Origin of the sequence: Halarcobacter anaerophilus (assembly GCF_006459125.1) — a bacterium.
Taxonomy (GTDB): domain Bacteria; phylum Campylobacterota; class Campylobacteria; order Campylobacterales; family Arcobacteraceae; genus Halarcobacter; species Halarcobacter anaerophilus.
This window is the reverse complement of the sequence record NZ_CP041070.1, coordinates 653,216-678,956: the sequence shown is the minus strand read 5'-3', so window position 1 is coordinate 678,956 and position 25,741 is coordinate 653,216. Positions and strand designations below refer to the sequence as shown.

Annotated in this window: 26 protein-coding genes; 13 read left to right on the top strand and 13 right to left on the bottom strand. The window is 30.0% G+C overall.

Annotated elements, in window-relative coordinates:
* Positions 1-30: 30 nt before the first annotated feature.
* From sppA to aroQ, 3 genes are read right to left on the bottom strand one after another with little or no spacing between them, the layout of a single operon-like run.
* Positions 31-921, bottom strand: coding sequence for a signal peptide peptidase SppA (gene sppA, locus AANAER_RS03325; RefSeq protein WP_044416026.1), 891 nt, complete (start codon positions 919-921; stop codon positions 31-33).
* The gene (gene mqnF / locus AANAER_RS03320; RefSeq protein WP_129082406.1) at positions 914-2,143 is read right to left on the bottom strand and encodes an aminofutalosine deaminase family hydrolase; all 1,230 of its coding nucleotides are present in this window, start codon (positions 2,141-2,143) and stop codon (positions 914-916) included. Before mqnF ends, sppA begins: the two co-directional genes overlap by 8 nt.
* Position 2,144: 1 nt before the next feature.
* The gene (gene aroQ, locus AANAER_RS03315) at positions 2,145-2,630 is read right to left on the bottom strand and encodes a type II 3-dehydroquinate dehydratase (protein WP_044416030.1); all 486 of its coding nucleotides are present in this window, start codon (positions 2,628-2,630) and stop codon (positions 2,145-2,147) included.
* Positions 2,631-2,682: 52 nt separating this feature from the next.
* Here aroQ and AANAER_RS03310 point away from each other — a divergent pair, with 52 nt between their 5' ends.
* The 7 genes from AANAER_RS03310 to lepA all read left to right on the top strand — a co-directional run bounded on the left by AANAER_RS03310 (position 2,683) and on the right by lepA (position 10,549).
* A complete protein-coding gene (locus AANAER_RS03310; protein WP_267898129.1) occupies positions 2,683-3,723 on the top strand; it encodes a M24 family metallopeptidase in 1,041 nt (346 codons plus the stop codon).
* A 58-nt stretch (positions 3,724-3,781) separates the two neighbouring features.
* On the top strand, positions 3,782-4,267 hold the full coding sequence (folK, locus tag AANAER_RS03305; RefSeq protein ID WP_044416032.1) for a 2-amino-4-hydroxy-6-hydroxymethyldihydropteridine diphosphokinase: 486 nt from the start codon (positions 3,782-3,784) through the stop codon (positions 4,265-4,267).
* 20 nt (positions 4,268-4,287) lie between these two features.
* Positions 4,288-5,322 (top strand): tRNA 2-thiouridine(34) synthase MnmA, encoded by a 1,035-nt coding sequence (gene mnmA, locus AANAER_RS03300; protein WP_129082404.1) that lies wholly within the window; start codon positions 4,288-4,290, stop codon positions 5,320-5,322.
* A gap of 16 nt (positions 5,323-5,338) precedes the next feature.
* Positions 5,339-6,499, top strand: a complete 1,161-nt coding sequence (locus AANAER_RS03295) for an MFS transporter (protein WP_129082403.1) — start codon at positions 5,339-5,341, stop codon at positions 6,497-6,499.
* 107 nt (positions 6,500-6,606) lie between these two features.
* Complete coding sequence (locus tag AANAER_RS03290) at positions 6,607-7,539, top strand: ribose-phosphate pyrophosphokinase (protein WP_129082402.1); 933 nt, start codon at positions 6,607-6,609, stop codon at positions 7,537-7,539.
* Between the two features lie 68 nt (positions 7,540-7,607).
* Positions 7,608-8,630 carry an OmpA family protein gene (locus tag AANAER_RS03285; protein ID WP_044416040.1) on the top strand — a complete coding sequence of 341 codons (1,023 nt, stop codon included), beginning with the start codon at positions 7,608-7,610 and terminating at the stop codon, positions 8,628-8,630.
* 131 nt (positions 8,631-8,761) lie between these two features.
* Positions 8,762-10,549 (top strand): translation elongation factor 4, encoded by a 1,788-nt coding sequence (gene lepA / locus AANAER_RS03280; protein ID WP_129082401.1) that lies wholly within the window; start codon positions 8,762-8,764, stop codon positions 10,547-10,549.
* A gap of 11 nt (positions 10,550-10,560) precedes the next feature.
* Here lepA and AANAER_RS03275 read toward each other — a convergent pair whose 3' ends face one another.
* The 4 genes from AANAER_RS03275 to AANAER_RS03260 all read right to left on the bottom strand — a co-directional run bounded on the left by AANAER_RS03275 (position 10,561) and on the right by AANAER_RS03260 (position 15,150).
* Positions 10,561-11,892 (bottom strand): MATE family efflux transporter, encoded by a 1,332-nt coding sequence (locus tag AANAER_RS03275; RefSeq protein ID WP_129082400.1) that lies wholly within the window; start codon positions 11,890-11,892, stop codon positions 10,561-10,563.
* 82 nt (positions 11,893-11,974) lie between these two features.
* On the bottom strand, positions 11,975-14,107 hold the full coding sequence (locus tag AANAER_RS03270; RefSeq protein ID WP_129082399.1) for a heavy metal translocating P-type ATPase: 2,133 nt from the start codon (positions 14,105-14,107) through the stop codon (positions 11,975-11,977).
* Positions 14,108-14,109: 2 nt separating this feature from the next.
* Positions 14,110-14,451 carry an ArsR/SmtB family transcription factor gene (locus tag AANAER_RS03265; protein ID WP_129082398.1) on the bottom strand — a complete coding sequence of 114 codons (342 nt, stop codon included), beginning with the start codon at positions 14,449-14,451 and terminating at the stop codon, positions 14,110-14,112.
* Positions 14,452-14,598: 147 nt separating this feature from the next.
* Positions 14,599-15,150 carry a YceI family protein gene (locus AANAER_RS03260; protein WP_129082397.1) on the bottom strand — a complete coding sequence of 184 codons (552 nt, stop codon included), beginning with the start codon at positions 15,148-15,150 and terminating at the stop codon, positions 14,599-14,601.
* Positions 15,151-15,289: 139 nt separating this feature from the next.
* Here AANAER_RS03260 and AANAER_RS03255 point away from each other — a divergent pair, with 139 nt between their 5' ends.
* Together AANAER_RS03255 and AANAER_RS03250 are read left to right on the top strand one after the other, a co-directional pair.
* Positions 15,290-15,859, top strand: coding sequence for a ComF family protein (locus AANAER_RS03255; RefSeq protein WP_129082396.1), 570 nt, complete (start codon positions 15,290-15,292; stop codon positions 15,857-15,859).
* Positions 15,860-15,922: 63 nt separating this feature from the next.
* On the top strand, positions 15,923-16,168 hold the full coding sequence (locus AANAER_RS03250) for a hypothetical protein (protein ID WP_044416052.1): 246 nt from the start codon (positions 15,923-15,925) through the stop codon (positions 16,166-16,168).
* Between the two features lie 38 nt (positions 16,169-16,206).
* On the opposite strand, the gene AANAER_RS03245 is transcribed toward AANAER_RS03250, so the two are convergent.
* Genes AANAER_RS03245 through AANAER_RS03230 form a run of 4 tightly spaced genes read right to left on the bottom strand, consistent with a single transcriptional unit; the run spans position 16,207 to position 18,561 of the window.
* Positions 16,207-17,241, bottom strand: a complete 1,035-nt coding sequence (locus AANAER_RS03245) for a sensor histidine kinase (protein WP_129082395.1) — start codon at positions 17,239-17,241, stop codon at positions 16,207-16,209.
* Positions 17,228-17,872, bottom strand: a complete 645-nt coding sequence (locus AANAER_RS03240; RefSeq protein WP_129082394.1) for a response regulator transcription factor — start codon at positions 17,870-17,872, stop codon at positions 17,228-17,230. Before AANAER_RS03240 ends, AANAER_RS03245 begins: the two co-directional genes overlap by 14 nt.
* A gap of 3 nt (positions 17,873-17,875) precedes the next feature.
* Positions 17,876-18,130 carry a hypothetical protein gene (locus AANAER_RS03235; protein ID WP_044416056.1) on the bottom strand — a complete coding sequence of 85 codons (255 nt, stop codon included), beginning with the start codon at positions 18,128-18,130 and terminating at the stop codon, positions 17,876-17,878.
* Positions 18,127-18,561, bottom strand: a complete 435-nt coding sequence (locus AANAER_RS03230; RefSeq protein ID WP_129082393.1) for a hypothetical protein — start codon at positions 18,559-18,561, stop codon at positions 18,127-18,129. The genes AANAER_RS03235 and AANAER_RS03230 overlap by 4 nt, the downstream gene beginning before the upstream one ends.
* Before the next feature lie 223 nt (positions 18,562-18,784).
* Here AANAER_RS03230 and hisH point away from each other — a divergent pair, with 223 nt between their 5' ends.
* Complete coding sequence (gene hisH, locus AANAER_RS03225) at positions 18,785-19,393, top strand: imidazole glycerol phosphate synthase subunit HisH (protein WP_129082392.1); 609 nt, start codon at positions 18,785-18,787, stop codon at positions 19,391-19,393.
* Positions 19,394-19,395: 2 nt separating this feature from the next.
* Here hisH and AANAER_RS03220 read toward each other — a convergent pair whose 3' ends face one another.
* Positions 19,396-20,679 carry a GGDEF domain-containing response regulator gene (locus AANAER_RS03220; protein WP_129082391.1) on the bottom strand — a complete coding sequence of 428 codons (1,284 nt, stop codon included), beginning with the start codon at positions 20,677-20,679 and terminating at the stop codon, positions 19,396-19,398.
* Positions 20,680-20,761: 82 nt separating this feature from the next.
* Positions 20,762-22,588, bottom strand: a complete 1,827-nt coding sequence (locus AANAER_RS03215; RefSeq protein ID WP_129082390.1) for an HD domain-containing phosphohydrolase — start codon at positions 22,586-22,588, stop codon at positions 20,762-20,764.
* Between the two features lie 376 nt (positions 22,589-22,964).
* Between AANAER_RS03215 and hisA the strand changes: the two genes are divergently transcribed.
* From hisA to AANAER_RS14935, 3 genes are read left to right on the top strand one after another with little or no spacing between them, the layout of a single operon-like run.
* Complete coding sequence (gene hisA / locus AANAER_RS03210) at positions 22,965-23,672, top strand: 1-(5-phosphoribosyl)-5-[(5-phosphoribosylamino)methylideneamino]imidazole-4-carboxamide isomerase (RefSeq protein WP_044416063.1); 708 nt, start codon at positions 22,965-22,967, stop codon at positions 23,670-23,672.
* Between the two features lie 47 nt (positions 23,673-23,719).
* On the top strand, positions 23,720-25,576 hold the full coding sequence (locus AANAER_RS03205) for a GGDEF domain-containing protein (RefSeq protein WP_129082389.1): 1,857 nt from the start codon (positions 23,720-23,722) through the stop codon (positions 25,574-25,576).
* Positions 25,576-25,740: a hypothetical protein gene (locus AANAER_RS14935; RefSeq protein WP_164969353.1), complete on the top strand. Its 165-nt coding sequence runs from the start codon at positions 25,576-25,578 to the stop codon at positions 25,738-25,740. The genes AANAER_RS03205 and AANAER_RS14935 overlap by 1 nt, the downstream gene beginning before the upstream one ends.
* Position 25,741 lies beyond the last annotated feature (1 nt).

Here is a 25,741-nt window from a genome sequence, read left to right as displayed (position 1 = left end):
AAAGAAAGATTTTTTAGTCCTGCCTCTATTCTAATATGCTTTTAAATTAGAGTTAAACATAACAGAAAAATTTGTAACTGCTTCACTGATAACTCTATCTAAAAATTTATCGAATTTATCCTCTTTTTTCCAAACAGGTTTTTGAACTTTTGAGAGTTTTATAATTAAGTTTTTCGCATATGAAAGCGTTGCAACACTATCTACTAGTCCAACTTTTTTAGCTTGTGAAGAGGTAAAAATATGTGCATTTGCAAATTTAGTATGATCTTCCACTTTTAGTTTTCTTGCTTTTGCGACATCACCTACAAACATATTGTATGTATCTTTTATAACTTTTTCAAGCTCCTCTTTTTCATAAGTAGTCCACTGCCTTGTAGGTGTTCCTGACTCTTTATAAAGTCCTGCTTTTATTGTTTGAGTTTTAACTCCGACTTTTTCCATAAGCTCCTCAAAGTTTGCACCTTGAAAAATCACACCTATTGAACCTACCATTGCTCCAGGATTCGCAACTATTTTATCAGCCCAGATAGAAGCATAATAACTTCCGCTTGCCATAACTCCGCTTGCATAAGCTACCACGGGTTTTATTTTACTTAACTCTTTTATTGCATAACTTAATTCAACAGATGGAGCAACTGCACCTCCCGGAGAGTTTACATCAAGCAGTACACCTTTGATATTTTTATTAGTTTTTGCCTCTTCAATTTTGGCTAAAACTTTATCTGCTGTCATAATAGCACCGAAAAGTTCAATTTTTTGTAAATTCGCTTGTTGGAAACTATCTGTATTTATTGCATTTTCAGTAGAACTTGATACAAAAAAATAAACAATAGTCAAAAATACTATTGTTTTAAAATATTTTGTAATAAAATCTAAAATTGCAATTATCGGATAAAAAAGTTTCTTTATAAAATCAAACATAATTCCCTCCAATTACTGTTTTGTTTACCTCTTTTGTATGTAAGATGATATTCAGACATAAATCCTCTTCATCTTCAACCTCATCGGGCAGAGATATTGCTATTAAATCTGCATCTGCGTTTTTTTCTAAAATACCTTTGTTTAAACCCAAAGCTTTTGCACCGTTTTTTGTAGCTGCAAGGATTAAAAGTTTGGCAAAAGCAACTACGTTTTGCTCCGTATGTATCATTAAAGCATTTCTTAATTCATCAAACATCGATAAAGAGTTATTTGAACTAAGCCCGTCGGTTCCTATTGCAAAAGGAATATCTAAATCAAGCAGATTTTGTATCTTAAGTCTTGAATTATTTAAAACTCTGTTTGATGTAGGACAATGGTTAATAACAGCATCTAAATCTTTTATCTTTTCTAAATCACTCTTACTAGCTTCAACACAGTGAGTAAAACTAAGAGGTTTTACCCCCTCAAACTGATTTAAAAATTCCATAGGTTTGGTTACTGCTTTTTCTTGTCCTAAAAAGTTCTTAAAAAACTCGACAAAACCGCCTTCATCTTTGTGTAACCAGTCAAACTCTTCAGGTGATTCCAAAAAGTGCGTACTTACTGCCATTTTTTCATCTTTTGCAATTTTCAAACTCTCTCTTATTAAAAAAGGATGAACAGAATATGGAGAGTGAATGGCAATTGAAGGGAAAAATCCCTCTCTTTTTTTCTCTTTTGCACTTTTTAATCTTTCTTTAAAATCATCAAAAAGAGAATCTATCATATCAGGTTTACTTCCGATAACCTCACTAAAGTAAACTACATTTAAATCACTGTTAAAGCAAGGTTCCAAATCAAAAGAGTAAGAAGAGATTGCTCCTATTGTAGTAGTACCGCTTCTTTTTATAAACTCAAGTTTCTCTTTAATCAACTCTTTTGTTGCATTTTTTACCAGCTTTTCTCTTGAAGTTATTACAGAGTTTAGCCACGACATAAAATTTCCGTATTTCAAAGTCGTAGTATTTGAAGAGAATTCCAAATGGATATGAGAGTTTATAAGTCCTGGCATTAAAACAGAGTTTTCCCCCAAATCTTCAATTTTTGAATCGGGATATTTCTCTTTTATAAAATCTTCCGTAGCAACGGCAATAATTTTTTTGTCAAAAGCAACAGCACCATCTTTTATGATGGTGTTATTCTCATCACAAGAGATTACCCATGATGCTTTTAAAATTTTCATTTTAACTATTTTGTGCCGGTGTTTCAGGTTTTTGTTGATTTTGAATAGCTTTTACTTCTGATACAATTTGAGTTAAAGCGATTAATCCCATATGATAACCAAAAGGACCGAATCCTGAAATAACACCCGTACTAGCTCCTGCTGTTACAGATTTTTGTCTAAACTCTTCTCTTTTATAAATATTTGAAATATGAACTTCTACAGTTGGTAAATTTACCGCACTTAATGCATCTTTGATTGCGATTGAAGTGTGTGAAAAAGCAGCAGGATTGATTAATATTCCGTCAACCGTACCTAAACACTCTTGAATTCTATCTACGATTTCACCCTCTAAATTTGATTGAAAAAATTCAAGTTCAACCCCGTTTTGTTCTGCACTTGCTTTCATTTGTTCATGAATTTGTTCTAAACTCATTGGACCATAAATATGTTTTTCTCTAATTCCCAGCATATTTAGATTTGGACCTTGAATTACCGCTATTTTCATATTATATTTCCTTTTATAAATTTTGGGTAAGATTATATTCAAATTTTGTTTAATTAAAAGGAAAAATATGAAAAACTATATCTTACTAAATGAAAATGCTATTTTTTATGAGTGTGGTTTCTCTTGCGATAATGTAGTTTTTCTGAATCTAGGAAGTGATAAATATTTTATAACCGATGCAAGATATACAACTGAAGCACAAGAGTATGCAAAAAACTGTATTGTTATACAAAGTTCCGATTTTATAAAAGATGTTCAAGAATTATTAAAAAAATCAAAAATCAAAAAAATCACTTTTGATCCAAATGATTTTAAACTGTCATTTTATCAAAAACTGACTTCTGATATAAAAGTTGAATTTAAACCTGAAGAGAATTTTTCAAAAGAGAAAAGAGTTATAAAAAGCGACAAAGAGATTGAACTTCTGAAAAAAGCGGCTCAAATAGGAAGAAGCGGGTTTAAAAACCTTGCAAAATATATTAGAAAAAACGGTTTTGAAAAGAGTGAAAATCTATTACATTTTAAAGCTATAGAAAAAATGAGCCATCAAGGAAAATACGATTTAAGTTTTGATCCCATTGTTGCTATCAATAAAAATGCGGCAAAACCTCATGCTTTGCCTACATCAAAAAAACTTAAATTAAATGATTTGATTTTAGTCGATGCAGGAGTGAAATATAAAAGATATTGCTCTGACAGAACTTGTACTTCAAATGCGAATTTTGAAAAATTCTCTTTTAAAAGAGAACAGTTTTTCAAAAATAAAAAACACCAAAAAATCTATGATTTGGTTTATAAAGCCCAATTAAATGCCATTGAAAAAGCAAGGGTAGGAATGAAAGCATCACAAATTGACAAATTGGCAAGAGATGTGATTGAAAAAGGCGGTTTTGCAGAATATTTCGTTCATAGCACCGGACATGGAGTAGGACTTGATATTCATGAATTTCCCAATATTAATTCAAAATCGGATGTAATTATCGAAGAAAATATGGTTTTCACCGTAGAACCGGGAATTTATCTTCCAAATGAGTTTGGAGTAAGAATAGAAGATACGGTTGTTATGAAAAACGGCAAAGCCCAAATTCTTTAAATTTTTTATAAAAATAAATCTTGAGTAAATTTCTAAAGTACCATTTTCAGGACAAATTGTGAAAAAAATTTTAACACCTAAATTGACTATTTTCAAAACTTCTAATTTTCCCAAAAAACTAAAATCCGACTCAAAAAAGAGATACCGTGTAACTATCGGCATCGGGGGAAATATAGGAAATACAAAAAAAATCTTTGATAAACTCTTCTTATATCTAAAAAGCGACAGCAGATTTGATATACTTATGACTTCACCTCTGCTTTTAAATCCACCCTTTGGTTTTTTGCAGCAAAATGACTTTTTAAATGGTATAATTTCACTCAAAACTAATCTTGCACCTAATGAGTTTTTAAAAAATATGCAAAGATTAGAAAAAAGACTTAAAAGAACTCGCTCTTTCAAAGATGCTCCAAGAACTCTTGATATTGATATCATATTTTTTCATGATAAAAAAATCAATACAAAAAAATTAACTATTCCACATAAGTTTTGGAGCCAAAGAGATTCTGTAATAATTCCATTACAGCAGATGGGTCTTTTATAAATATAAAAACAAGGGAAAAAATGAAAAAGAAAGTAATGGTTGGAATGAGTGGCGGAATTGATTCTTCAGTTACCGCTTATATGCTCCAAGAAGAAGGTTATGAAGTAGAAGGAGTATACTTAAAACTGCATAACAGAACAGACGGATATCATGAGAGGAACTTAGGTTATATAAAAGATGTTGCCGAATTTTTAGGTATAAAATATCATGTATTGGATTTATCTGATGAATTCACGCAAAAAGTTTACGACTATTTTGTTGATTCATATTTAGAAGGTAGTACTCCTAATCCTTGCGTAAAATGTAACAGACAGATAAAATTCGGAGCAATGCTGAAATTTGCAAAAGAGCATGGAGCTTCATATTTGGCTACAGGGCATTATGCAAAAACAGACGGTAAATTTTTCTATGAAGCTGATGATAAAACAAAAGATCAAAGTTATTTTTTATCGCAAGTTGAAAAAGAGGCACTTCCTTTTATGATGTTTCCTTTAAGTACCCATAAAAAAGAGGAGATTATCAAATTCGGTGAAAAACTTGATAAAGCCTATAAAAGAATTACGGAAAAAAATGAATCTCAAGAGATATGTTTTGTTGATACGGTTTATACTGATATTATTAAAAAACATGCAAATATTGATATGCCCGGAAAAGTTTTGGATGAACAGGGAAATGTAGTAGGTGAACACAAAGGTTATATGCACTATACAATAGGAAAAAGAAGAGGTTTTACCGTTCATGGAGCCCATGAGCCTCATTTTGTTACAAAACTAAATCCAAAAGACAATACGATAGTCGTAGGCAAAAAAGAGTCTCTTGAAATAAATAACGTAGAAATTGAAAATCTTAATATGTTTATTGAGGACAAAGAGTTTGATTGTACTGTAAAATTAAGATACAGATCAAAATCAACTCCTTGCCATGTAAAAATTGAAAATGACAAAGGTTATATAACATTAGAAGAACCTGCTTTCGGAGTAGCAGCAGGACAACTTGCAGTATTTTACAAAGATGAAAAAGTACTTGGAAGCGGTTGGATAAAAAATGCAAAATAGATTCTAAAAAAGCACTATGATTACTAAAAAGCAAATCTTTGTAATGTCTATTGCAGCGGGAGTCAATGTTGCAAATATATATTATAATCAACCTATTTTAAACAATATTGCAGATGATTTGAAAGTAAGTCATATGACAGTAGGAAATCTTCCTACTTTGTGTCAGGCAGGATATGGATTGGGATTGCTTTTAGTAAGTCCTTTAGGTGATAAAATCGATAAAAAAAAATTAATTATAATTTTACATCTGCTTTTGGCTTTTTCTCTTCTAGGTTTGGCTTTTACGAGTAATATCTATTTATTATATATTTTAAGTCTGCTTATAGGTCTATTTGCAGTTTCGGTACAAGTAATTATTCCTATGGCAGCTGCCATGAGTCCGGAGAAAAAAGGGAAAATCGTAGGAATGATTTTCAGTGGACTTTTAAGCGGTATTTTAATTGCAAGAACTATTAGCGGGTATATAACCCAATGGTTTGATAATTGGCATTATGTTTTTGGGATATCCGCTTTTTTTGTCTTATTATGTACTTTTGCCATAGAAAAAACTCTGCCTAATATGCAGTCTCATTTTAACAACAGCTATTTTTCTCTTATTAAATCTTCTGTTTTACAACTTAAAAGATTTTCACTTTTAAGAAGGAACTCTTTGCTTATAGCTTTGGCTTTCGGTATTTTTTGCTCTTTTTGGACAACCTTAACTTTTAAATTATCCCAAGCACCTTTTAATTATGAGAGTGATATTATCGGTTTATTCGGTATTTTAGCTATTGCAGGAGTAATTTTTGCACCTAAAATAGGGAAATTAGCAGAGAGAATAAATCCTTTTTTTACAAAATTTCTTGCTGTTTTAATGCTAATAATAAGCGTACTACTAATAAGATGGTTTGATAATAGTTTATTAGCTTTTATTTTAGCAACTATTCTGCTTGATATAGCAGTTCAAGCTATTCAAATAAGTAATCTTGCCCAAATATATTCTCTTGATGAAAAAGCACACAGCAGAATAAATACCGCATATATGTCAATTATGTTTTTAGGCGGTTCAATCGGTACTTTTGTAGGTGTTTGGGCATGGCAGTCTGGTTCTTGGGAATATGTAACTGTACAGCTGCTTTTATGGGCTTTCTTTGCTCTTTTGATTTTAATTTACAGCCTAAAATATCTAAGAAAATAATCTACCCAAAAGCTTAAATAAATTTTCCTAAATTGTGTATAAGTAATAAGATTGTATAATCCCAAAAAAATTCACTACACAAATAAAAATCAATAAAGGAAAATTTTATGGCAAAGTTTAAACTTTTTAGCGGTACTGCAAACCGTGCATTTGCTGAAAAAGTTAGTCACTATTTAAATATGAGCGTTGGGGGAGCAAGTATTCAAAAATTTAGTGACGGGGAAGTTTCTGTTCAAATCCATGAGAGTGTAAGAGGACAGGATGTATTTATTGTTCAACCGACATGCGCACCGGCGAATGATCACTTAATGGAACTACTGATTATGATTGATGCTTTAAAAAGATCAAGTGCAAAATCTATTTCTGCGGTAATGCCTTACTTTGGATATGCAAGACAAGATAGAAAAGCGGCTCCAAGAGTTCCTATTTCTGCAAAATTAGTTGCGGATATGTTAGAAACGGCAGGAGTTGACAGAGTTATTACTATTGATCTTCATGCAGCTCAAATTCAAGGATTTTTTAATATTCCTGTTGATAATCTTTACGGTTCAGTTCTATTTGTTGATTATTTAAGAGCAAAAAATCTTCCCAACCCAATCATTGCTAGTCCTGATATCGGAGGAGTTGCAAGAGCTAGATCTTATGCAAACAAATTAGGGTATGATTTAGTAATTGTTGATAAAAGAAGAGAAAAAGCAAATGTTGCGGAAGTTATGAATATTATCGGGGAAGTTGACGGTAAAGACGTAATCTTGGTTGATGATATGGTTGACACGGCAGGAACTTTGGTAAAAGCTGCTGAAGCTTTAAAACAAAGAGGTGCAACATCTGTTATGGCATGTTGTACACACGGAGTTTTATCAGGACCTGCCTACGAAAGAATCCAAGAGGGAACTTTAGACGAGCTAGTAATAACTGATACTATACCGATGAAAAGACCTCATGAAAAAATTACGGTTTTAAATGCTACGAAAATAATAGCTGAGACTATTAGAAGAATTACAAATAATGAATCAGTGAATTCTATATTTACAGATTAAAAAATAAATTAAATAAAAATTTAATTTACTTTTTGTTAGCATTAAGAAACACAAAACAAGGAAATGTTATGAAAAAAATCTTATTATCAACTGCACTTTGTGCAACTATGATGTTCGCAGCCAATAGTGACTATAAGTATGAAATTACACCGATGATCGGTGGAGCTTATAGCGAAGGGAATATGGACTTAGACGACAGAAGCTATGCAAACGGCGGTTTAAGTTTAGGTTTCAATTTAGATGATTCAATGTTTGACCAAATCGAACTTGGATTTTTAAGAACTCTTGAAGATGTAGATTATGACCACAAGGGTGGAGATACTGCTATTACAAGAATGTTTACAAACGTAGTTAAAGAGTATGTATTAACAAATTCAACATCTTTATATGCGTTAGCAGGGATCGGTATAGAAACTTTCCAACATGAAAAATTCGGAAATGAAGACGGATTATTCGGTAACTACGGTTTCGGTATCAAATACAAACTTTCAGAAAAAGTTGCATTAAAAGCGGATTTAAGACATCTAATCGAAACAGATCACGGAGATAACACTCTTTTATATACAGTAGGTTTAGCAATTCCATTCGGTAAAAAAGCAGCTCCTGCACCTGTAGTAAAAGAAGAACCAAAACCTGTTGAACCTGTAGAAAAAACTGTGGTTGAAGCTGACAGTGACGGTGACGGTGTTGTAGATTCACTAGACAAATGTCCTGATACTCCAAAAGGTGATATTGTTGATGAAAACGGTTGTTCTTTAAAAGTTGATTTAAATATTAACTTCGACTTTGATAGTTCAAGAATAAGCAACTCTTATGACTCAAAAATCAAAAAATTTGCAGACTTTATGAAAGCTTTCCCTTCAGTAAAAGGTAAAATCGAAGCTCATACCGACTCTGTAGGTACAGAAGAGTATAACCAAAAACTATCTGAAAGAAGAGCAGCGGCTACTGTTAAAGCACTTGAAGCTTACGGTGTAGATAAAACAAGATTACAATCAATCGGTTACGGGGAAACTAAACCTCTAACTACAAATGATACAGCTGAAGGTAGAGCTCAAAACAGAAGAGTTGAAGGTTCTATTCAAAGATAATAATCTTTATTTAAGTAAATAGGTTAACTCCTATTTACTTTTTCTATTTTTTATATAACTTCTTAAATTAAATCACACATAACTTATTTTTAGATATAATCGCGAAATTTAAATCTCAATTAGGAAAAGATTTGCAAAAAAATATTAGAAATTTTAGTATAATCGCACATATAGACCATGGTAAATCTACATTAGCTGATAGAATCATCCAAGAGTGTGGAGCCGTAACGGATAGAGAACTATCTTCTCAAATGATGGATACGATGGATATTGAGCAAGAGCGTGGTATTACAATCAAAGCCCAAAGTGTAAGACTTGACTATGAAAAAGACGGTCAACAATATGTACTTAATCTAATTGACACTCCAGGTCACGTTGATTTCTCTTATGAAGTAAGCAGAAGTTTAGCCTCTTCGGAGGGTGCTTTACTTATTGTAGATTCAACACAAGGAGTTGAAGCACAAACTATTGCAAATGTATATATTGCAATGGACAATGATTTGGAACTTCTTCCTGTTGTAAATAAAATCGATCTTCCAAGTGCCGATCCTATGAGAGTTCTTGAAGAGGTTGAAGAAGCTATCGGATTAGATTGCACCGAACACAATTTAGTTAGTGCAAAAACAGGTCTTGGAGTAAAAGAGTTAATAGATTCAATAGTAGAAAGAGTTCCTGCTCCAAACGGTGATGAAAACGCACCTACAAAAGCACTTATTTATGATTCATGGTTTGACAACTATTTGGGAGCATTGGCACTTGTAAGAGTTTATGACGGAAGCATAAAAAAAGGTCAAATGCTAAAAATGATGAATACAAAAGTCGAACATCAGGTTCTAAATCTTATGTATCCCCACCCTATTCACAGAAAAGATACTGCTGAAATAAAAACAGGAGAAATCGGAATTGTAGTATTAGGACTTAAAACCTTAGACGGTATTGCCGTAGGTGATACAATGACTGACGCCAAAAATCCTACAACTAAACCTATTTCAGGGTTTGAACCTGCAAAACCTTTTGTGTTTGCGGGATTATACCCTATAGAAACGGATAAATTCGAAGATTTAAGAGAAGCTTTGACAAAACTTCAATTAAATGACTCTTCTATCTCTTTTGAACCTGAATCTTCTGCTGCTCTTGGAAGTGGTTTTAGAGCAGGATTTTTAGGTATGCTTCATATGGAAGTTATTAAAGAGAGACTTGAAAGAGAGTTTAATCTTGATCTAATAGCAACTGCGCCGACTGTTGTTTATGAAGTTGAAAAAACAGACGGAGAAAAAGTTACAATACAAAATCCTTCTGAACTGCCTGAACCAAACTATATAAATACAATATATGAGCCTTATGTAAAAGCAACTATTTTGGTTCCTGATGAGTTTTTAGGAAATGTAATCAAACTTCTTAATGAAAGAAGAGGAGTACAGATAAAAATGGATTATATAGGTAAAAGAGTGCTTTTGGAATATGATTTACCTATGAATGAGATAGTTATGGATTTCTACGACAGATTAAAAAGTACAACCAAAGGTTACGCTTCTTTTGATTATGAACCAATAGAATTTAGACCGGGAAATCTTAAAAAACTTGATATTAGAGTAGCGGGTGAAGTTGTTGATGCTTTATCTATTATAGTTCCAGAAGATAAAGCCGTAAGCAGAGGAAGAGAGTTTATCAAAGCATTAAAAGAGTTAATTCCAAGACAGTTGTTTGAAGTTGCGGTCCAAGCAAGTATAGGTAATACTGTTATTGCAAGAGAGACTGTAAAATCAATGGGGAAAAATGTTACCGCAAAATGTTACGGCGGTGATATTACTAGAAAAAGAAAACTTTTGGAAAAACAAAAAGCCGGTAAAAAAAGAATGAAAGCTATCGGAAAAGTAAATGTTCCTCAAGAAGCCTTTATGGCAGTGTTGAAGATCTAATCTTCAGCACTTTAACTCTTCAAATTTTTTGACACTTTATTAGGCGAATTTTTAAAAAACAGATATGAAGCTATTAGAAAAGTAATAAATTCGGCAAATGCCAAAGCCATAAAAATCCCTTTTGTTCCTAAGAAAATAGGAAGTACAAATATAAAAAATATCGGTAAAAAAAGACTTCTCAGAATTGCAATTAATGCTGAATATTTAGCTTTTTGCATTGAAGTTAAATATGAAGTTATCATTATATTAAGTCCTGAAAACAAAAAAGCAGGCCAAGCATAAGATATAAATTCCAAAGTAATCTCTTTTGTTCTTAAGTCACGATTTTCAAGAAACAGATTTATCAAAAGCTCGGGAGTTAATATTGCTAATATAGATAAAACTATTTCAATAAATAAAACAGAAGAGAATCCAAGTTTTAAAAAACTCTTTATTCTGTTAAAATATTGCGCTCCGTAATTTTTACTGATTACAGGCTGCATAGAATCTGCTATGGCAAAACTTATCATAATACTTATCATAATAAAGTAACCTATTATGGTATAAGAAGCAACACCTAAAGCTCCAAAATTTTTCAACATAATATAATTAAAAATCAAAACCGTAATTCCTGCAGAAGCTTCATTTATAAACTCAGAAATACCGTTTTTAGACATTTGTATTATACTTAAAAAACTGCCTTTGGGTTTTATTAATTTAAGAGTAGCTTTTTTTAAAAAAAAGTGTGGAATCAAAGTAAGGATAATAGCAATTTGAGAAATTCCCGTTGCATATGCAGCTGCACTTAAACCCCAGTCAAACTTTACTATAAAAAGGTAATCTAATATAATATTTACAACAGCACTAACTAAACAAGCAATAAAAGAGAGATTAGGATTTTCATCAACTCTTACAAAATAATCTATTACAATAGCCGTAATCAAAAAAGGCAAAAAGAGTAAAAGTGTAGGCAAATACTCTAAAGTCATCTCTCTTAAAGAGTTTTTTACATTTAAAATATCTAATATAAACTCAATATTAAAATGAAGCAGCAAACTTAAAGTGATACTCAAAAGTGCCACTATAATTACAGATTTGGTAAAAATATTTGAAGCCTCATTTACTTTTTTTTCACCCATTAATTTCCCGGCTGTAACAGAACTGCCTACTGCAAACATCAATCCTAAACCAAAAAGTATTGCTAAAATAGGAAAAGAGATATTAATAGCGGCTAAGCCTACTGCTCCTATATAATTTCCAATAAAATATCCATCAACGATATTTGCAGAAGAGATTGACAGTAACCCTAAAATCGAAGGAATTGCGTATTTAAAAAATACAATATAAGTTTTTGATTCTAACATCAGTTTTTCTTTTTTATAAATTAACGAAGAATCATATCATAAAATTATATTTTATGAATTAATTATAAAAAGCTAGAATATCCTAGCTTTTTATATTGCAGCAGCTATCTTCACAAACAGATGCTTTTGGTTTCTCTTTTATAGTTTTTAGAATTCTCATTGAGTTTAAAATAGCCAATAAAGCAACACCCACATCCGCAAAAATTGCTTCTGCCATTCCAATCATTGCCGTAGCTCCCAAGCTTAAAAAGCCGATTTTTATAATCATAATAAAGGTAATATTTTCATATACGATTCTTTTTGTTTTTCTTGCAATTTTTATAGCATCGCTAATTGCAGACAAATTATCATTTAAAACTACTACATCTGCCGATTTTACGGCTAAATCACTTCCAACTCCTCCCATTGCAAAACCCACATCGGAATTTGCAAGAGTCGGTGCATCGTTTATTCCGTCTCCAACAAAAGCCGTGACGGCATTGGTTTGTTTTTTTATCTCTTCAAAATTTGTTAACTTATCTTGAGGAAGAAGTTCATATTTAACCTCATCGATTCCCAGGTTTTTTGCCACATCCAAGGCAACCTCTTTTTTATCTCCTGTTAGCATATAGACTTTTGAAACCTCAAGCTCTTTAAGGTTTTTAATAACCTCTTTTGCTTCTACTTTTATAATATCGCTTACAACTATAAAACCTGCAAATTCATAATCTACTGCCACATAAATTACATTAAGATTCTCTTTTATTTGCTCTTTTATTTCTATCTTGAATTTTTCAAGAAGTCTTTCATTTCCTACTAAAATATCTTTTGAATCAATATTTGCTTTTACTCCTAAACCGCTAAACTCTTCATGACTTTTAACAGCTTTAAAATCAATTTCTTTGCCGTAAGCTTTCTCTATTGATTTTGCAATAGGGTGAGTTGAAAAACTCTCCGCAAAGGCAGCATATTTTAAAAGTTCATCCTCTTTTAAACCGAAACTTTTTATTTTTGTAACTTCAAATACCCCGTGAGTCAAAGTTCCTGTTTTGTCAAAAATAATATTTTCTATTTCTGTTAGTTTTTCAATATAATTTGCACCTTTTACCAAAACTCCTCTTTTTGATACAGCTCCTATTGCGCTAAAAAAAGATAAAGGAATTGAGACAACCAAAGCACAAGGACAAGAGATAACTAAAAATACCAATGCCCTTTCAATCCAGTCTGAATATAAAGCACCTTCTATAAATAAAGGAGGTAAAAAAGCGAGCAGTACTGCAAGAACAACCACTATAGGTGTATAAACCGCTGCAAATTTTGTAATAAATTTTTCGGCTTTTGCTTTTTTTGAAGAGGCATTTTCTATTAGTTCAATTATTTTAGCAACAGTTGAATCTTTGTATAAAGAGCTTACTTTTATATATGAAGCTTTTGTAAGATTTATAAACCCGCTTAAAACCTCTTCTTTTTCTCTTATCATTTTAGGTTTAAATTCTCCCGTAATCGCACTTGTATCAAAAGAGGCATTTTCTTTTTCCAAAACTCCGTCAACAGGAACTTTTTCTCCTGCTTTTACTAAAATAGTATCTCCTATTTTCACATCTTCGGGTTTTTTTTGAACTATTGTTTCACCTACTTTTACATTTGCAAATTCGGGTTTTATATCAAGTAAAGCATTTATACTGTCTCTTGAATTATTAACGGCAACTGCTTGAAACATCTCCCCTACTTGATAAAATATCATTACAGCAATACCTTCAATATACTCTCCTAAAGCAAAAGCTCCTATTGTTGCAATTCCCATTAAAAAATGTTCGTCAAAAAGTTTTCCGTTTAAAAGATTTTTTACTGCTTTAAATAAAACATCCCAACCTACTAAAAAATAAGCAAGCAGATAAACTGCTAATTGCAAAGTAGCGTTTTGAATATAGTTATAAGAAAAAAATGTCAATAAAAGAGAAAAAAGCGTAATTAATAACAGTTTTTTATCAAGCAGTTGCCAAAAAGTTCTTTGTGTTTTTTCTTCATCTCTTACAATAACTACTTCATTCTCAATTTTTTGAATCTCTTTTTCTATTTTATCAAATAAATTGTCATCTCCTTTTTGCTCAAAAGTAAGTGTAGAAGTGGAAAAATTCAACTTCACATTTGATAACTCTTCCATCTGGTTTAAAGAGTTTTCAATTTTAAGTGCACAATTTGCACAATCAAGATTTTCTAATTTGACTTTTTGCATGCTTATCCTTTTGTTATATGCTCTAATCCCATATCATAGATTTTTTTAATATGTTCATCATCTAAAGAATAAAATATATTTTTACCTTCTCTTCTAGGTTTTACTATTTTTGCACTTTTTAGTGCCCTTAATTGGTGAGATACAGCTGATTGACTTACATTTATAAGCTCACTAATAGCTCCTACACATAACTCTTCTTCTTTTAAAACTGCAATAATTTTGATTCTTGTAGTATCTGCAAAAGCTTTAAAGAGTTCAGCTATATCGTATAAAGTTTCGTCACATATTAATGTTTTTCTTACTTTTTCTACCTCTTTGGAGTGATCACAACAATCTACAATCATCTGAATTCCTTTTTATATGTACATATGAATATGTAATCATATGATATAAAATCTTAAAATTAAATTATAAAAATAGCTGTTTTAAGTTTTAAATTTATTATTTGAAAGTTTTGGAGAAGCAGTATTAAAAAATTAATACTGCTGTTTTTATTTTTTAAAAGGAAGAGTAAAAGCTATATGAACTTCTGAATAACTTTTTCCTTCATGCAGATCAAAACAAGCTTTTGCAAATTTTGCAAAAGAGTCATTCATATTATAATCCAAAATATCTATTTGCCCTTTTGCTATCATACTGCCTTTATTTATATAATATGTCATAGGAACATTTTTAGAAACTTCGTTCATAGTTAATTTCAATGTTAAAGTTTTGTTTTTCATATCTACTTTAGAAATACTTGCCAAAATATTTTCCGAACTTTTTAAAGAAAATAGCGTAGAGACGATACTTTTATTTCTAACGTCAAGCCCTGAGTCAAAACTTAAGGTATCTATTTTAACATTTGCACTTTTTAAAAACTCTGCAAAATCATCATTTTTTGAAATTTTAAACTCAACATTTTTGAATGTACCTGAAACACCCACTTTTTGAGCGGTTTTAAAACCTGTCCATTTTAGATTTAAATCTCCGTTTAACTCATAAGCGTTTGCACTTACTAAAGCAAACAGCAAAGTTAATCCCAAAATCAGTTTTGTTTTCATTTATACTCCTTTTAGATATATTTATAAAAGATGATATTAAATATAGAATTATTTAAAATAAAAATTACTCTATAAAATAAATTATTTATATATATTAAAGAAAATAATTTAAAATAATTGTGATATAATTATTTTTATTATGAAATGTCTAGTTTGCGGTAATTTATCTTTTTCTATTATTTGTAAAAAGTGTCAAAAAAATATTTTAATGCCCGATTTTTATAAAAGGGAGCTTGAAAAGGATTTTTTCAATTACTCTTTTTACTCTTTTAATGATATTGAAGATCTACTTCTTTCAAAATATTACTTCCACGGAGATAAGATTTTTAATATTTTGGCAAAACTATCATTTAAAGAGTTTGCACAAAATTTCGAATTTGACCGACAAATATATTCAGTAGGAATTGATGAACATACCAGACATGATTTTTCCCAAACGGCAATTCTTTCAAAACATTTAAAATCAAAATATATAAAACCTGTTTTTGGTAGATGCAAAGCAACTAATATCGTAAAATATGCCGGGAAAGATTTAAATTTTAGACAAAAAAATCCAAGAAAATTTAAAACATCTCTTTTTAATAAATCTATCATTCTAGTTGATGATTTGATTACTACGGGAACTACTATTTTAGAGGCTAAAAAAACTTTGGAAAAAAGAGGGAACAATGTTCTTTTTTCACTAACTCTTGCCGATGCAAAAAGATGAACTTATACTTAACTTACACTCAAGATATATACTTTCATTATAAAACAAAAAGAAGGAGTAAAAATGGAAGTATTAGCAAAAGGAGTTTTAATCTTAGCAGTTCTGACCGTAACAGCACTTTTTGCAACAGATCTAAATGATATTGATAAATTAGTTGATAAAATCAATAACACTGAAGATGTAAAAGTAAAAACAGAACTGCTGAATGAACTTGATGATGAAATTGCCGCGTTAGACAGAGATTTTCTGCAAAGAGCAAGAGATCTAGTAGATAAAAAGTTAAAAAGACCTATTTTTTCTGAAAATTGATTTGATTTAATCATTCAACTAAATTATTAGTTGAATGATTATTTAAAAGCCAGTTCTACTTTTGTACCCTCGCCTACTTTACTTTTTATTTTTATCTCTATATTCAAAGATTCGCACAGCTTTTTTACAATATTCATACCTATTCCAAGTCCTCTGTCGTTCTCTTTGTAGTATCTCTCAAATACTCTGTTTACGGATTTAATCCCTACTCCAGTATCTTCTATAAAAACTTTGTTATCTTTTGCAAAGATACGAACTTCTCCTTTTTTCTTATTATATTTGCAAGCATTTGTTAATAGATTGTCAAAGATTCTTTCAAGGGCATTTTTATTGCTTTGTATAGTAAAATTTTGAATATCTTTTTTAAATTGTATAGAAGGAAAAAGTTTTTGTAAAAGAGTAATTCTTGCATTAATTACCTCTTCTATAGAGATTGATTCATCTTTTATAATTTTTTTTGAATTAATAAATTCTAAATTTTTATATAAAGAACTTATAGTTTTTGCACTAAGTTCTATACGTTCAATCTCTTCAAAATCTCCATGTTTTTTAAGCATTTTTGAATTTATTAAAATAGAAGTTGAAGGAGTATTTAAATCATGAATCAAATCTTTTAAAAAATTTTCCAAAAGATACAAAGCTTCTCTCATTGGTCTTAATGAGTAAAAAGCAAAACCTATTGATAAAAATAGAAGAGAAAAAAATATAATAATACTGATTTTTAAAGTTTTTATAAAAAATTCATGATAAATTTTATCAAACTTTTCTTGGGCATAAATTACTTTTAAAAGATAGAGTCCAGAACTTGCTGCTTTAAAATAGGCACAAAGTCCCTCACTGCAATGATAAAGTTTAAAAAGTTCTTTGCTATTGTCATTTTCAATTACATCCAAAGAGAATTTATCTCCTTTAAAATCAAAAGTATAATCTCTCATTTGATAAAGAATATTTTGTTCTATATCTTTGATTTTATCTTCATGATACATATATAAAACTATGCTTGAAAATAGAACTAAAGGAACAAAAAATAGAAAAATTGAGGTAAAAAAAGATTTTTTTTCATAGTTTTTCAAGTTTATACCCTACACCTTTTGTATTACTTATATCAATATTTAGCATCTTTTTTAATTTACTTATTAAAACTCTTAAAGCAGCATCGCTTGGTTTATTCATATACTCAAAGAAAACCGTTTTATCAACCGTTCTGCCTATATTTTTTATAAGAAGTGCAAAAACATTTTTTTCTACACTTCCCAAAGAGAGTTCCTCTTTATCTAAAATCAATCTGTTTTCTAACAAATCAAAGGTTATATTTTTATATTTTATTACGGGATTATTTCTTTTCATAACCGCTTTTACTCTGGCTAAAAGTTCATCAGGATCAAAAGGTTTTTTAATATAATCATCACAACCGCAGTCAAAACCTTTTAGAATCGAAGTCGTATCTCTAAGTGCCGTTATAAAAAAAGTAGGTGTAGTATCTTGGGCTTCTCTTAAAAGTTTTAAAGTCTGGGTTCCGTTTAACAAAGGAACATTAATATCAAAAAGATAGAGATCATACTTTTTTTCATAAGTTGCGTTTAAAACCTCTTCTCCGTCCTCTACTAAAGTAACATTATAATTTTCTTGTTCCAAAAGTGCCTTCATAGTCTGGGCTAAAATAGTATCATCTTCCAAAAGTAGTATTTTTTTTCTATCATCCATATTTTACTGCTTACGTAAGAAGGTATCGTCATAGGGTTTTGAAGGAGTTTTCTGCTTTGCTTTTAAAATTGCCTTTGCCTCTTGTCTCTCTTTTTTATTTTTCAAAGCCAATTTTTGTTTTAACTCTTTAATCAACTGTATCTTCTCTTTTTCATTTGAACTTCCGTTTATTTTTTCAAGAAGATCTTCGATTTTTAAATTTTGTGCATTTAATATGCAAAAGGAAAAAAGAGTAAAAAGCAGGATATATTTTTTCATTTATTCTGCTCTTCTTCTAGCTTTTTAATTATGTTTTTGATTTTTTCAAGGGGAAATATTTTAAACTCTTCAATATTGCATCCGTTCTCTTTTGCCGTTAAATATTGACTGTTATAAGATTCTCTTGCCGCATTTATATTTTTTGCAAAAGCAGTGGGAGAATTTTTCTCTATTAAAAAAAGCTGAGCTTTTGCTCCTACTGTATCATTAGAAGAGAAATAAGCTTTTTTAAACTCCTCTTGTATATAGTTTGAAGCAAAAGTCATTATCTCTTCATGTTTGTTACAATATTTATACTTTTTATACTCTTTTGTCTCTTTTTTTTGAATATTTTTTGAAACAGGTACATTTTTTTCTAAGTTCTTCTGAGTACAACCCGAAAACAGGATTATAAAACCTATAAAAAAATATACTCTCCAAGCAGTGAACATTTTAAACTTTCCTTTATTTTTTATTTGAGAGAATCAGCTCTTTTTTTAAGATTTTTTTGTTAAAAAGATCAATTTTTTTATTAATAAACAATAAAAATTATATTGAAAAATCCATTAAATATCAACTATATTAATTCTTTAAAATTCTAAACAAATAGAATCTTTAACCCTAGCTGAGGCAAAATTTCTGTATAATATTTTTTTTAACACAAAAGGATATTATGTGGTTGGAATTATAGATTACAATATGGGAAATCTAGCAAGTGTTTATAATGCCTGTCATTTATTGGATGCAAAGGCCTCCTTCGTAAAAGACCCGAATGAACTTAAATATTATGATAGAATTATTCTGCCAGGCGTAGGCGCATTCGGCGATGCAATGGAAAATTTAAATACAACTGGAATGAAAGAAGCTATTTGGGAGTTTTCTAAAAGCGGAAAACCTATGATCGGTATCTGTTTGGGAATGCAACTTTTGTTTGAAGGCTCTGTTGAGTTTGGGAAACACAAAGGCTTAGAACTTATAGAGGGACAAATTATAAAATTTGACAAATCTAAAATGCACGAAGATACGAAAATTCCTCATATGGGATGGAATACAATTGAAGTAAAAGACGATCATACTCTTTTTAAAGGATTAAAAGATCCTTATTTATATTTCGTACACTCATACCATGCTGTTACCGATGATAAAAACGTAATCGGAACAACAGAGTATGGATATAAATTCGTTAGTGCCGTAAATAAAGATAATATATACGGTTTTCAGCCACACCCCGAAAAATCACATGATAACGGTCTTAAAATCTTAAAAAATTTTATGAATCTATAACTTTACAGGGAATTTTCAGATAAAACTACCTGATTTTTCCCGTTTTTCTTTGCTTTATATAAAGCTTCATCGGAGTATTTGTATAATTTTTTAAAAGAATCCAAATGTTTAGATGATTCCACAATTAATCCGGCAGAGATAGTTACATATTTACTGCAAGCACTGTTTTCATGAATAATCTTTAAATTTTCAACCGCTTTTATCATTTCTTGAACAAAAATCAAAGAGTCCTCTTTTTTTAAATTACTGAAAATTATTCCAAACTCTTCTCCTCCCATTCTAAAACAATAATCGGTTGCTCTTTGGGCATGTTTTTTTAAGACTTTTGCAATTTCTATTAAGACTTTATCTCCTGCTGGATGTCCATATTTATCGTTATATCTTTTAAAATAATCAACATCCATTGTTACAAGACTTAAAACAGAACCTTCCCTTTTTATTCTTCTAATCTCTTTTTCTACAACTTCATTTAAAAACCTTCTGTTGTAAAGTCCTGTCATCGGATCATGAATTGCAAGTTTTTCAAGCTCTTTTCTATTTGTAATATCTTGTCTTATGGCAATAAAATTCTCTATTTTATTATTATGAAAAAGTGGACTTATAGTTAAATTTACCCAGCATATTTCATCTGATTTTTTTCTATTTTTTAACTCTGATTTAAAAACTTTACCCTCTTTAATTACTTTCCACATATTTTCATAAAAAGATTTTTCATTCTTTTCATCTTTTAGTATTCTGTGGGTATGACCTATTAATTCATCTTTTGAATACCCTACAAACTGACAAAAGGCACTGCTTACATCTACAATTACTCCTTCTTCATCCGTAATTGACATTAATACGTTTTCATCTATTATTTCCAAAAGTTTATTATTTTCAATAAGTCTTTGTTTTAATTTTGAGCCCTCAATCAAAGTTTGAATAGTCTCAACAAGTTCAACCAAATCTATAGGTTTCATCACGAATTTATCTACTTTAAGCTCTATTGCCTCTATAAAATAGTCTGCATCGGAATGAGCGGTTGTAATAACAACAGGGATTTGATTTTTGATATCCATCTGCTTTAGCATCTCTATACCGTTCATACCGGGCATTTGAATATCTGTTATAATTATATCGGGTCTTTTTTCTTTAAAAAGTTTTATTGCTTCTTTTGCATTTGAGGCGACATAAAGTTCTTCTAAATATTCTGCCAAAAAATATTCAATTTTATCTCTTATCTCTTTTTCATCATCTACATATAAAACAGTTGTATTTTTTAAAATATTCTTATTTATTTTATTCATTTCTTTTCTTAAATTTTATTTATATATTTATTATACAATTTGTTCATTAATATAATTATCTGTTTTCTATATAATTAAAATTTTAAAAATTATCTTTATATTTTTCTCTTATTTCCAAAAATTCATTAACATTTTCCATAAAAACTTTTATTAAATCAGGATCAAAATGTTTTCCGCTTTGAGTGTTTAAAAAAGTTAAAATATCTTCGGTTTCCCAAGCTTTTTTATAGCATCTATCACTTCCTAAAGCATCAAATACATCGGCAACAGCCGTAATTCTTCCGTAAATATGAATATCTTCTTTTTTCAAACCTCTAGGATAACCTTTCCCGTTCCATTTTTCATGATGAGTATAAGATATAATAGCCGCAGCTTTTAAAATAGGTCTATTTGATGATTTTAAAATGTTATATCCTATTTCCGCATGACTTTGCATAAATTCCCACTCTTCGGGATTTAGTTTTCCGGGCTTATTTAAAATAGAATCGGGGATTCCCACTTTTCCTATATCATGCATAGGTGAAGCGGCAAAAAGAGTTTTAACTTCATTTTCGGGCATTCCTATTTTTCTTGCCAGAACCTTTGAGTATTCGGCAACTCTTTTTACATGATTTCCCGTCTCTTTACTTCTGGTTTCCCCTATTTCCCCTAGTTTGTATATAACTTCTCTTTGGGTCTCTTCAAGTTCTGTATGAAGTTTTATAATCTGCGTAATATCATGTCTTATACTCATATACTCTATGATATTTCCCTTCTCATCTTCAATAGGAAAAACCGTATATTTACAATAATAAACCGAACCGTCTTTTGCGCTGTTTGAGATTCTTCCTTCCACAATATTGCCTTTATCAAGACTTTTTTGCATTTTACTAATCTCTTTTTCATACTCTTCTAAATCTATATTTTTATCTCTTATAAGTAAATAAGGTTTGCCTATCAACTCTTTTTTTGAAAAGCCGCTTATTTTGCAAAAAGCGTCATTTGCAAAAGTTATTCTTCTATCTTTTGAAATTCTTAATATAATATTACATTTATCGATTGCTTTTTTATAGATTGTAGCTTTTTTAATACTCTCTTTCAGATCTAAATTACTCTTTTCACTTTGATTTTTAAAATACTCTTTTGATTCTTCCAAATCCGTTATATCATTTCTTAAGGCAATAAACTCTTCTATATTTCCGTTAATATCTAAAATCGGTTTTATAATCGTATCTACTATGTAATAATTTCCGTTCTTCTTCTTGTTTTTAATAGTTCCGTGCCAAGTTTTTTTTGAAAGAATAGTTTTCCAAAGGTCTTCAAAAATTTCTTTAGGTGTTTCTTCATGTCTTATTAAACTATGAGGTCTTCCTATTAACTCGCTTTTATCATATCCTGAAATATCCTCAAAAGGTTTATTTACATAGGTAATAACCCCTCTAAGATCTGTTTTTGATACAATTGAACGTTCATCGACTATATCTTTATATTGCTCCAAAGTATTGATTATCTGCTTGCTCTTTTTTTCAAGATTTATACTTTTTGCGATATTAAGCAAAGAGCTTTGTAAAATATCACACTCTATTGGTTTTACAAGATAATCATCCACATGAAGTTTAATCGCATCAAAAAGATATTTTGAATCGCTTAGTTTAGTAATAAAGATAATTTTTACGTTTTTATCAATATTTTTAATCTCTTTTGACATCCAAATTCCGTCTTCTTGAGGTAATTTAATATCGCTTATCACCAAATCCGGCATATTTTTTTTATACTCTGTTAATCCCTCTTTGGCATTTGAAGCCGTATAAATTTCTTTTACCTTATCTTTTAAAAAAGCAGTCATTTTATCTCTTGATTTCTTATTTTCTTCAACTATTAAAAGAGTAATTAGACTTAATGATTTTAATATATCTTTTTTCTTCCCCATCGCCATCCTTATAAAATAGGAACATTTCATAACAAAATTATATAGTTATAATATTTTTTATCAATCTCTCTATTGTGTATATTTTATGTTATAATAATTTTTTCTTCATATAAAGCAATTTTTGTTCCGTAAGCCTATAAACAATCCTTTAAATTAGAAAAAATTTAACTTACAAAAAATATCTTCACTATTATAATTTTTTTTTTAGAATTTGTAAACATAAGCTTAATTTTTTATTTTAATTAATTTTTTTTAATTTTTAATATATTAAAATCTCTTTTATATTTCCCTAAGAAACGAGTTTTCATAAATGTTTTAGCGAAAATACTAAAAAAAATTACTATAATTTTACTTTACAAAAATAAAAGAGAGAATAATGGATATATTACCGGCGATTGATTTAAAAGATGGAAAAGCAGTAAGACTTAGCAAAGGTTTAATGGATAGTGCAAAAATTTATTCCGATGAACCTTGGATGGTTGCTAAAAGATTTGAAGAATTAGGAAGCAAATGGGTTCATATAGTAGATCTAAACGGCGCATTTGCCGGGAAACCTGCAAATTTGGAACAGATAAAAAAAATCAGAGAAAACTGTAATTTGAAAGTGGAACTAGGTGGTGGAATCAGAGATGAAGAGACTATAAAAATGTACTTAAAACTAGGTGTTGACAGATTAATACTAGGTTCAATTGCTGTAAAAGATCCTAAATTTGTAAAGGATATGGCAGCAAAATATCCTATTGCCGTGGGAATTGATGCAAAAGACGGTATGGTAGCCGTTGAAGGATGGGCAGAAGTCAGCTCAATGAAAGCTACGGATTTAGCACGTGAATTTGCAAATGCAGGAGTTGAGGCAATTATTTGTACTGATATAAGCAAAGACGGAATGCTTTGCGGAGTAAACGTTGAATTTACTCAATCTATTGCCCAAGCAAGCGGTATTGATACTATTGCAAGCGGCGGAGTCAAAGATATAGAAGATATTAAAAATTGCAAAAACAATGGAAATGTTTCCGGAGTAATAGTAGGAAAAGCATTTTATGAAGGAACTTTAGATTTAGAAGAAGCATTTAAAGTATTGTAACTCTTAATATATAGATATTTTACAATTTTAATTAAAAAAGGCAAAATATGAATTCTAACAAGAAGATAACTCTTATTATATTTTCAATGGTTACACTTTTAACCTTGATTATTGTTGCTTTGGTAGCAATCGGTTCAAGACAAAGCGGTTATGACAGTGCAAAAAAGAGAGCCTATTTAACTGCCGATATTGTAAAAAATACTTTAACTTCCCATATGATAAACGGGAATATGAACCAAAGAGATGTTTTCTTAAACAGTTTAGAAAGATTAAGAGAGTTAAATGAACTTTGGGTGATTAGATCACCTAGAGTAAGTGAGCAATTCGGAAACAGCAATTTCGCAAATGAAACCCCAAGAGATGAAATAGACAAGCAAGTTTTAGAAACTGGAAAAGAGAAAGTTGTAGTAAATGAAAGTATAAAAAAAGCAAATCTTAGAATAACGATTCCTTATACGGCTTCTTCGGCAGATAAACCAAACTGTTTAAGCTGTCATAATGCAAAAGAGGGAGAGGTTTTAGGAGCTATTTCCTTAACTTTTGATATACAAGAAGATAGAATGTCAAGTATTGCTATTTTGCTTAATATAATAGCTATAGTTATACTTTTTTTAATTTTTATTCTTATATTTATAAGCAAAAAAATCAAACCTTATACTACCTCTTTTGATTATATTACAGAGGTTTTAAAACAAGTTCATGAAGGCAATTACACAATAAGAGCCAAAGAAGGCATTCTAAAAGAGGATAAAGAAGCCTTTATGTGGTTAAATGAGATTATAGAAAAACTTGAAACGGTTTTGACAGGAATTGAAAAAAATCTTACATCTTTTGTTCATAACAGAGCTACAAACGTAAATAACGACAAACTCTTAACTGCAAAAGAGATAATAGAAGATATTTCGGAAATCTACAACTATAAAAAAACCATAGAAACGGATTTAACAAAAGATGATATATATTACAGACTTATTCAGGTATTAAAAGATAAATTGGAGATAAAAAGTTTTTATATTTTTGAAGAGGATTTACAAAAAGATGAAAGAAAAATCATTTATGCTCCGAAAGGAAAAGCTCCTTGTTGTAGTATAAAAAAAGAGATAAGAGAGTTATGCAGAGCGCAAAGAACCGACAATGTTATCTCTTCTGAAACTTTTCCGGAAGTTTGTAGAGTAGCTTCTTGTGAAGCACCTGACGATTATACTTGTATTCCTTTTAATATAAATGAACAAAAAGCTATTACAATTCATATTTTATGTGAAGATAAAGCTTGTATTCATCACAATAAGTATCAAATAGGAATAATTAAAAAATATCTTGAAGAGACAAAACCTATTTTAGAAAGCCGAATTTTAATGGATGTGTTAAGAGAAAGAAATCTAGTAGACGGATTAACAGGTCTTTATAACAGAAAATATTTAGATGAGTTTGTAGATAAAACTATGCCTAAAGAGCTTTCTCATAATACTACTTATGCCGTAATGTTTTTAGATATCGACTATTTTAAAATGGTAAACGATACTTACGGTCATGATGCAGGAGATGCGATTTTACAAAGACTTGCAAAAACAATGAAAAGCAATATTACAAACAATGAGTTTATCGTAAGATTCGGAGGAGAAGAGTTCTTAATAGTAATGAGAAATCCAACTCATGAGAGTGCAAAAGAGCTGGCTTCAAGAATAAACAGCGAATTTGGAAAAATCGTATTTAATTTTAACAATGAATCTTTTAGTAAAACAGTAAGTATAGGTTATGCTTTTTATCCTGAAGATACCAACCAATTTTGGAAATGTATCAAATATGCGGATTTATGTCTTTATAAAGCAAAAGAGACAGGAAGAAACAGAGTTATAAGATTTACGAAAGATATACTTAAAAACGGAGAGAAAGAGAAATATTAATGTGTTTGGTTATATCTTTAATCTGTTTAGCTCTTGCATATACTTTTTTTCAAGATTCAAATATGCAAGGAGCTGTTATATCTTTTTTGACGGCTGTATTTTTTATAATTCTTCTTGTAAGGAATATTTTAAAAACAAAAAAAGAGAGAGAAGATAAAAAGTAAC

What these genes read in the sequence shown, in the direction of transcription:
- sppA (WP_044416026.1), bottom strand. Translation starts at nt 921, where the DNA reads ATGTTTGATTTTATAAAGAAACTTTTTTATCCGATAATTGCAATTTTA.
- mqnF (WP_129082406.1), bottom strand. Translation starts at nt 2,143, where the DNA reads ATGAAAATTTTAAAAGCATCATGGGTAATCTCTTGTGATGAGAATAAC.
- aroQ (WP_044416030.1), bottom strand. Translation starts at nt 2,630, where the DNA reads ATGAAAATAGCGGTAATTCAAGGTCCAAATCTAAATATGCTGGGAATT.
- mnmA (WP_129082404.1), top strand. Translation starts at nt 4,288, where the DNA reads ATGAAAAAGAAAGTAATGGTTGGAATGAGTGGCGGAATTGATTCTTCA.
- AANAER_RS03295 (WP_129082403.1), top strand. Translation starts at nt 5,339, where the DNA reads ATGATTACTAAAAAGCAAATCTTTGTAATGTCTATTGCAGCGGGAGTC.
- AANAER_RS03290 (WP_129082402.1), top strand. Translation starts at nt 6,607, where the DNA reads ATGGCAAAGTTTAAACTTTTTAGCGGTACTGCAAACCGTGCATTTGCT.
- AANAER_RS03285 (WP_044416040.1), top strand. Translation starts at nt 7,608, where the DNA reads ATGAAAAAAATCTTATTATCAACTGCACTTTGTGCAACTATGATGTTC.
- AANAER_RS03275 (WP_129082400.1), bottom strand. Translation starts at nt 11,892, where the DNA reads ATGTTAGAATCAAAAACTTATATTGTATTTTTTAAATACGCAATTCCT.
- AANAER_RS03270 (WP_129082399.1), bottom strand. Translation starts at nt 14,107, where the DNA reads ATGCAAAAAGTCAAATTAGAAAATCTTGATTGTGCAAATTGTGCACTT.
- AANAER_RS03265 (WP_129082398.1), bottom strand. Translation starts at nt 14,451, where the DNA reads ATGATTGTAGATTGTTGTGATCACTCCAAAGAGGTAGAAAAAGTAAGA.
- AANAER_RS03260 (WP_129082397.1), bottom strand. Translation starts at nt 15,150, where the DNA reads ATGAAAACAAAACTGATTTTGGGATTAACTTTGCTGTTTGCTTTAGTA.
- AANAER_RS03255 (WP_129082396.1), top strand. Translation starts at nt 15,290, where the DNA reads ATGAAATGTCTAGTTTGCGGTAATTTATCTTTTTCTATTATTTGTAAA.
- AANAER_RS03250 (WP_044416052.1), top strand. Translation starts at nt 15,923, where the DNA reads ATGGAAGTATTAGCAAAAGGAGTTTTAATCTTAGCAGTTCTGACCGTA.
- AANAER_RS03240 (WP_129082394.1), bottom strand. Translation starts at nt 17,872, where the DNA reads ATGGATGATAGAAAAAAAATACTACTTTTGGAAGATGATACTATTTTA.
- AANAER_RS03235 (WP_044416056.1), bottom strand. Translation starts at nt 18,130, where the DNA reads ATGAAAAAATATATCCTGCTTTTTACTCTTTTTTCCTTTTGCATATTA.
- AANAER_RS03230 (WP_129082393.1), bottom strand. Translation starts at nt 18,561, where the DNA reads ATGTTCACTGCTTGGAGAGTATATTTTTTTATAGGTTTTATAATCCTG.
- AANAER_RS03220 (WP_129082391.1), bottom strand. Translation starts at nt 20,679, where the DNA reads ATGAATAAAATAAATAAGAATATTTTAAAAAATACAACTGTTTTATAT.
- AANAER_RS03215 (WP_129082390.1), bottom strand. Translation starts at nt 22,588, where the DNA reads ATGGGGAAGAAAAAAGATATATTAAAATCATTAAGTCTAATTACTCTT.
- hisA (WP_044416063.1), top strand. Translation starts at nt 22,965, where the DNA reads ATGGATATATTACCGGCGATTGATTTAAAAGATGGAAAAGCAGTAAGA.
- AANAER_RS03205 (WP_129082389.1), top strand. Translation starts at nt 23,720, where the DNA reads ATGAATTCTAACAAGAAGATAACTCTTATTATATTTTCAATGGTTACA.
- AANAER_RS14935 (WP_164969353.1), top strand. Translation starts at nt 25,576, where the DNA reads ATGTGTTTGGTTATATCTTTAATCTGTTTAGCTCTTGCATATACTTTT.